Annotated in this window: 6 protein-coding genes; 4 read left to right on the top strand and 2 right to left on the bottom strand. The window is 61.8% G+C overall.

The window, feature by feature from the left end:
- The first annotated feature begins 34 nt into the window (after positions 1-34).
- Entirely contained in the window at positions 35-1,078 is a 1,044-nt protein-coding gene (mgrA, locus tag GNZ12_RS11225; RefSeq protein WP_172310400.1) for an L-glyceraldehyde 3-phosphate reductase, read from the top strand.
- 164 nt (positions 1,079-1,242) lie between these two features.
- On the opposite strand, the gene GNZ12_RS11230 is transcribed toward mgrA, so the two are convergent.
- Entirely contained in the window at positions 1,243-1,428 is a 186-nt protein-coding gene (locus tag GNZ12_RS11230; protein ID WP_007179669.1) for a hypothetical protein, read from the bottom strand.
- Positions 1,429-2,068: 640 nt separating this feature from the next.
- On the opposite strand from GNZ12_RS11230, the gene GNZ12_RS11235 reads away from it, so the two are divergent.
- Both GNZ12_RS11235 and GNZ12_RS11240 read left to right on the top strand, forming a co-directional pair.
- On the top strand, positions 2,069-2,281 hold the full coding sequence (locus tag GNZ12_RS11235) for a hypothetical protein (RefSeq protein WP_035554043.1): 213 nt from the start codon (positions 2,069-2,071) through the stop codon (positions 2,279-2,281).
- 100 nt (positions 2,282-2,381) lie between these two features.
- Positions 2,382-3,410, top strand: a complete 1,029-nt coding sequence (locus GNZ12_RS11240) for a serine/threonine protein kinase (RefSeq protein WP_172310401.1) — start codon at positions 2,382-2,384, stop codon at positions 3,408-3,410.
- A gap of 12 nt (positions 3,411-3,422) precedes the next feature.
- Here the strand turns inward: GNZ12_RS11240 and GNZ12_RS11245 are convergent, their stop codons facing one another.
- Positions 3,423-5,324: a DUF3857 domain-containing transglutaminase family protein gene (locus GNZ12_RS11245; protein WP_172310402.1), complete on the bottom strand. Its 1,902-nt coding sequence runs from the start codon at positions 5,322-5,324 to the stop codon at positions 3,423-3,425.
- A 330-nt stretch (positions 5,325-5,654) separates the two neighbouring features.
- Between GNZ12_RS11245 and GNZ12_RS11250 the strand changes: the two genes are divergently transcribed.
- Positions 5,655-6,235, top strand: a 581-nt coding sequence (locus GNZ12_RS11250) for a PepSY-associated TM helix domain-containing protein (protein ID WP_172310403.1), incomplete at its 3' end; no start/stop codon positions are given.

Below are 6,235 nucleotides of genomic sequence, written 5' to 3' on the forward strand. Positions count from 1 at the left end.
TCGCCGGGCGACTTCAACATCAAGGACACTAGCAATGGCTTACGAAGCAGCTTCAGAACGCTATTCGGACATGCAATACCGCGTCTGCGGCAAGTCGGGTCTCAAACTGCCGGCGCTGTCGCTGGGCCTGTGGCACAACTTCGGCGATACCACGCCGATCTCCACGCAGCGCGATATCCTGCGCACGGCCTTCGATCTGGGCATCACGCATTTCGACCTCGCCAACAACTACGGCCCCCCGTACGGCAGCGCCGAAACCAATTTCGGCCGGCTCTTCAAAGACGACTTCAAGCCGTATCGCGACGAACTCCTGATCTCGTCGAAAGCGGGTTGGGACATGTGGCCGGGTCCGTACGGGCAGGGTGGCGGCTCGCGTAAGTACGTCCTCGCGAGTCTTGATCAGAGCCTGCAGCGCATGGGCCTCGACTACGTCGATATCTTCTATTCGCATCGTTTCGATGCCGATACGCCGCTCGAAGAAACCGCCGGTGCATTGGCGAGCGCCGTGCAGCAGGGCAAGGCGCTGTACATCGGTATTTCGTCATACTCGGCAACCAAGACGCTCGAAATGGCGAAGCTGCTCGCCGAGTACAAGGTGCCGCTGCTGATCCATCAGCCGGCGTACAACATGCTCAACCGCTGGATCGAACAGGAATTGCTGGACACGCTCGAGAAGGTCGGTGCGGGCGCTATCGCGTTCACGCCGCTTGCGCAGGGCTTGCTCACCGGCAAGTATCTGAACGGCGTGCCGGAAGACGCGCGCGTCAACAAGCCGGGCGGCGGTTCGCTGAAGCAGGAGCATCTGAGCCCGCAAAACATCGAACACGTGCGCAAGCTCAACGACATCGCGCAGCGTCGCGGACAAAGCCTCGCGCAGATGGCGCTCGCCTGGGCGCTGCGCGATCCGCGCGTCACGTCCGTGCTGATCGGCGCTAGCCGCGCGGAACAGGTGCGCGAGAACGTCGGTGCGCTGAAGAACCTCGCGTTCTCGAAGGAAGATCTGGCGGAGATCGACCGCTACGCGACTGAAGGCGGCATCAATCTTTGGGAAAAGCCGTCGACGGATCAGGCGATCTGATCGCACGGTATTTCATGTCGTAGAAACAAAGAAAGCCGCCCATGAGGCGGCTTTCTTTATCGATGCAATTCAGGCGTACACGCTTCCGGCGCAGTCGACGAATCGACTGCGTTCAGTCGACCGAACCCTCGGCGAAGCGTAGAGGCCGTCTTCGCCAGCCCCCGCTACACCAGCGCAGGCAAGCCTTCGACCAGCACGACCGCGAACACTACGCCGATCAGCGCGCCCAGCACGCGTAGCGCGTTGTGCCGAAATTCCGTCTTACAGGGAAGCGCACCGACAAACAGAGCGCCGGCCAGCGCCATCGGAATTACCAGGATGAAATCGCCGATCGTGAAGTAGGTCGTCATACCCGTCTCCTTTTTTTAGTACCGGCGCGGGCAGTGGCTCTATTTCTGGAGTCATGCACTGCCAACGCTGGATTCGAGTATAGGCGACGGTTAGATCAACATAACAACGCTTTGCGGCGCTGCAGCGTGTCTTCGCAGGCCGCTGAACCCGGTGCTGCAAGGGCGGCCGCGATTGTCGCGTCGCAGCAAAAACGCCGTAAAGAATGAAGTGTTTGCTTACGCGGCCCTTACTTTTCAGGCTGGTTCGATGCATGGCGGATCGTTCTCGCCTAATTGAATAGACTGGGCGGGTGCGTGCGATGCGAGGTTCGCGGACGTGAATAGTTGCCTTTCGCGCTGAGGACAGGATTTTGATATATCAGCCCGGCTGGGTTTATGATGGTCTCGTTACGACGCTTTACGCCCAGATCATCGGCGTGGCGCGCTGTAATCGGAATTGGGGCGAAACGACGGGTGAACAGCCCTGAGTTCGCGCTTTCCATGGCCCCGCAAAACGGGAACAATGACTCGAACCTCTCACGAGTGTTACGCGCAGCAGATTGGGTGCGTACGCAACGTTATTGGCGAAGCGGCGCTTTTATCATCACCTTGACCGGCGCGGAAACCATAAAGCCGGCTATGGGAGAAACGGGGAAACATCATGCAAATCGGTTCCATTGTCCGATCGGTGCATATCGCCGTGCCGCAAGGCGCACGCGGGATCGTCATGCGCATTCTCGGCGACATGGCGATGGTGGCCTGGTATGCCGGCGAGCCCGGCACGTCAGAGCATCTGAACACTGAACCCTTTTTCCTTGAAGACTTGATCGATACGGGTGAGCAGGTCCGCCCGTCGAGCGCGCAGGTGCATTGAAGCTGGTTTGAGTCCGATTCATGGTGGTTGCAGGTGGCTGTAAGCCGCAAGGTGAGCCGACGCCCTCGTCTTTGACGGCGGCGCGGCGCACAATGCGGGCATGAACGACGACATTTTCGACCTACCGGACGGCGCCGATAGCGCCGTGCCTTTCGCCCGGCTCAAGCCGGAAATCGTGCTCGACGCGCTCGACAGCGTGCTCAGCAGCGTCGGTGTGTACACCGACGGCCGCATGCTGCCGCTCAACAGCTACGAGAACCGCGTGTACCAGGTGGGCGTGGAAGACGGGCCGCCGGTGGTCGCCAAGTTCTACCGTCCTGAGCGTTGGACCGACGCCGCCATTCTCGAAGAACACGCCTTTGTCGCCGATCTCGCCGCGCGCGAAATTCCGGCGGTGCCCGCGCGTGTTTTTGAAGGCCGCACGCTGCATACCTTCGACGGTTTCCGTTTCTCGATCTTCGAACGCCGCGGCGGCCGCGCGCCCGATCTGGACCGGCGCGATACGCTCGAATGGTTGGGGCGTTTTATCGGCCGCATCCATGCGGTTGGGCAGACCCAGAACTACACCGAGCGTCCCACGCTCGACATCAACACGTTCGGCTACGAGCCGCGCGACTTCCTGCTGTCGCACGACTTTGTGCCTGACGATGTGCGCACCGCCTGGCTGACCGTGGTGAATCTCGCGCTCGAAGGCGTCGAGCGCGCCTTCGAGCGCGCCGGCGATATTCGCATGCTGCGAATGCACGGCGATTGTCATCCGAGCAATGTGTTGTGGACCGACGCGGGTCCGCATTTTGTCGACTTCGACGATAGCCGCATGGGTCCTGCGGTGCAGGATTTATGGCTGCTGCTGCCGGGCGATCGCGTCGAGGCTTCGCGTGCGCTCGCCGACCTGCTTGCCGGTTACGAAGACTTCTGCGACTTCGAGCCGCGCGAACTGTATCTCGTCGAAGCGTTGCGCACGCTGCGGCTGATTCACTATCAGGCGTGGCTCGCGCGCCGCTGGGACGACCCGGCGTTTCCGGCGGCGTTTCCGTGGTTCAACACGCAGCGCTATTGGGAAGACCGCGTCCTCGAACTGCGCGAGCAGCTCGGCGCGATGCAGGAAGGGCCGCTCTGGCCGGTTTGAGCGTTTGCGCTTCTACGGCGCCTGCGACACCACGCTCGACGATTGCACCAGCGTCGATTTGACAATCACTTCGGCGCGCACGTCGCGCCCGATTGCTTCGATCGCGGGACGCATCTGCGCGAAGTCGTCGGGCGTGCAGACATCGCTATCGAAATGGGTGGTGCCGTCGCGCGTCATCGCCACGACGTTGCTGAGCGGATCGAACGTGTACTGCGACTGAAAATCGACGAAGCGGTCCTGGGTTCGTTTCGCTTCCGGCATCTCGAGCACGTGGAAGTTCGCCGGCAATTCAACGCGCGCGCGTTCATGCAACGTCAGGTTGTGGCAGACGAAGGGCTGCGTTCGTTGCCGTTCGCCGAGCCAGTAGCGGGTGTCCGCCGCGAAGCCGCCGGCCAGACTCGTCAGCGCCGGAATCGATGCCGCTGCGCCCGGCACCACGAGATTTTCGAGCGTACCTTTCATGGTGATCGTCAGCGGGCCGTCGGCCACGGCGAGGTCGCTGGTCGTCAGCGTGGCCGTGCCGCGCAGGTTGACGCTGCGCAATTCCGCCTGGATCGAGTCATCACGTTGCGCGGGCGACTGCGTACGCAACATGGCGCGCCCCTGTTCGGCCGAAGCCCCCGATACTTCCAGCCGATAGGTGAAGCTTGCCGAACCATCCGGCTCGACCTTGATCGACAGGTCGGTGCTGCGCGTCATCGGCTCAGTGGCCGGTGTTTGCGCGATCACCCCCTGATTCACGAGCACGGTGGGCCGGTTCATATCGGACGACGGCAGAAAACCGAATTCGACATTCGATGCCGTCGAGTCGGCGTATTGCTGCAAATCCGGCAGCCACGTGATGGCGTGATTGATGACGCCGTAGCCCGGCACGCTGGGCAGCGTATAGATCGAGCCGCTGCTGATCAAGACCGGCTCGTTGCGGATGCCGACCGCGTCGAGCAGCGCGCCATACAACGCCACGTGATCCTTGCAGTCGCCGTAACGGTTCGCGAGGATCGCGCTTGCACTGTGCGGCACCACTGAGCCACGCCCGACATAGATCGCGACATAACGGACGTTGCGGCGCACCCAGTCGTACAGCGTCTTGGCTTTGTCGCGCGGGGTGTGGTCACGTGCGGTGAGGTTTTGCGCGAGATGCGTGACGGCGGCATCGCGCGCGTTCGGGTCGGCGGCGGAGGCCCTGTAGCTGGCGGCGAAAGCGGCGTAGTCGGGAAAGGTCGAGACCATCAGCCGGTCGCCGTACGATACGTAGGCGATCGAGCCGCGCTCCAGCCGGCTGAAATGCGCCTTGTCGTAACGAAATTCGTAGCGTGTGCGGCCGTCGTGCGTGACCGGTTGCAACGCGGTGAAGCCGCGTGCATCGGCATAGAGCGGCTTGTCGGCGGGCAGATCGTAGATCAGGCGGAAGTTGTGGGTCGGCGCGAGATCGGGCGGCGTGAAGTCGCTGAACTCGCCTGGCACGATCGGTTCCTTTTGCGTCTTGCGATAGGTGAGGTGCACGCGCGCGCCGGGCTCGACGGCGGGGAACACGATCACCTTTTCCTGAATGTCCTGAAACATCGGCGCGTCGAACGAGCGGACTTCCTGCACGTCGCGGATCTGGTCGGGCTGCACGTCGTGACGCACGCCATCGGCGGTGGTCGTGTAAGCCTCCAGGATCTGCACGTCCGCCATATTGCGATTGAACCAGACGTATTGCTGCGCGACCCGCGCGACGCCTGCTTCGTTATTCACGCGCAGCGTCATCGAATCGAGCTTCGAGAAGGAGCCGTCGGCGTTGACCGTGAAGGTCTGCGTTTCGCCTTCGTTGGTATAGGGATCGTCCAGTTTGGCCGCAATGCTCGCGCTCGCGGCGTGGATGCCGGCAAGCCAGCCGAGAGATGCAAGACAGACCAAAGAGGCGAGGCGCATGGCAGGCAGGTATCCGGAACGGCAACGTTGACGGGATCGCCAGCTAGAGTCCCTTTGCGCCGCCTGGATGTCAAGCCGGTGCCGCGCATTGCGATTGAGCAAATGCCCTAATTATGTAATGATATCCATTATCAATTGAAAGGCATTGCCAGCTTTCTGTCACATTTCTCCTCCTCTGTGACTGCCAGCCAGCTTTTCAGCCGGACGACCTGGACCGCAAGCCGGGTTGTCCGGCCCTTCCTTTAGCTACCTCTTTTATTGCTGGTGTGAGCGTGCGCCTCGTCGCTGCACGCCGGCGATGGCTTAACTTGCTGCGCCTGGAGCTTTGAAGTGAACGCGCCTGACTCGATCGACATGAAGCCTGCTGCTGGTGGCGGCACGCAGTACACCGCACATACGCCGGAGCGTGGTCATCATTTGATGGACGACGCCGAGCAGGCTGCGCGGCGCCGGCGTTCGCGGCGGGCGAATTTCATCAAGTGGTTGCGCAAGGTGCACGGCTGGGTTGGCCTGTGGGGCGCGGTGCTTGGGCTGTTGTTCGGCGCGACGGGGTTTTTGCTGAACCATCGGGGTGGTCCGTTGAATGTGTCGTCTGGCGAGCCGCAGGTCGAGGAGATGCAGATTTCCGTGCCGCAGGGGAAGCTGAAGTCGCCGATGGATATGGCGAAATGGCTCAAGGGTGAGTTGAAGATCGACGGCAAGCCGGGGCGGGTGAAGCGCGAGCCGGCGCATCCGGTGGCTTGGGGGGATCGCAGCGCGATGCAGCCGGAATTCTGGCAGGTCGGGATTTTTGGGCCTACTCAGAATGTGCAGGCGGAGTACTGGGTGGGGAATGGGTTTGTTGCGGTGAAACGCACGCAGAACTCGTTTCTTACGACGATGAATAACCTGCACCGCGGGGTGGGGTTGAG

This window comes from Paraburkholderia solitsugae (genome assembly GCF_013177695.1).
In the GTDB taxonomy this organism is placed as follows: domain Bacteria; phylum Pseudomonadota; class Gammaproteobacteria; order Burkholderiales; family Burkholderiaceae; genus Paraburkholderia; species Paraburkholderia solitsugae.